Genomic DNA, 734 nt, shown 5'->3' on the forward strand with positions numbered 1-734 from the left:
CGCGGGCCGACGGCCAGGCGAAGCGGCCGCGCTCCAGCCGTTTGGTCAGCAGACACAGGCCATCACCGGTAGACCAGAGCAACTTCACCTGATTGCCACTGCGCCCACGAAAGATAAAAACGTGGCCGGACAGGGGGTCATCCTTCAGGGTTATCTGTACCTTTGCGGCAAGACCGTTAAAGCCATTTCTCATGTCGGTGATACCGGCGACCAGCCAGATCCTGGTTCCGGTGGGCAGGGGTATCATCGTAGCTCACCTGACATCATTTCCCGCAGTACGAGGCGCATCAACTCCGCAGAGGGGTTATGCAGCGTGATGTCACCCTGACGAAGTCGGGCGTGACAGACGATATCCCGGGAACCGGCGGATGTGACAACGGAGGGTAAATCCGACATTGTCGTTGTTAGCTGAACAGGTAAAAGTGCGGGAGATGAGGTTTTACGGTACTTGCGTCGAGGGCGGGATACCTGACCTTCACGCTGCCAGAGGCGCACCCATTTGAAGAGCAAGTTATCATTAACATCGTACTGACGGGCAAGCGCAGCAACGCTGTTTCCTTCGTCTATAGCCTTCATGGCCATTTTAACCAATTTCAGCTTCAGTTCGGGGGAATACTGCTTACGGGAACGTCGTTGTTGAGTACTCACTGAGGTGTCCACCTGCAAAAATTAAGTGGACACCTAAATTACAGAACCTGATGCAGTAAACCAGACGGTGCTGACTGGACGCTTAC

2 protein-coding genes are annotated in these 734 nt (G+C 54.5%); both read right to left on the minus strand.

All coding sequences use genetic code 11. From position 1 onward, the window contains the following. The coding region (tnpB, locus tag J5224_RS32580; RefSeq protein ID WP_264629068.1) for an IS66 family insertion sequence element accessory protein TnpB at window positions 1-247 on the minus strand (247 nt) is incomplete at its 3' end. After that, entirely contained in the window at window positions 244-648 is a 405-nt protein-coding gene (locus J5224_RS32585; protein WP_264629069.1) for a transposase, read from the minus strand. The genes tnpB and J5224_RS32585, both read right to left, overlap by 4 nt. Window positions 649-734 lie beyond the last annotated feature (86 nt).

Source organism: Candidatus Symbiopectobacterium sp. NZEC135, assembly GCF_025962695.1.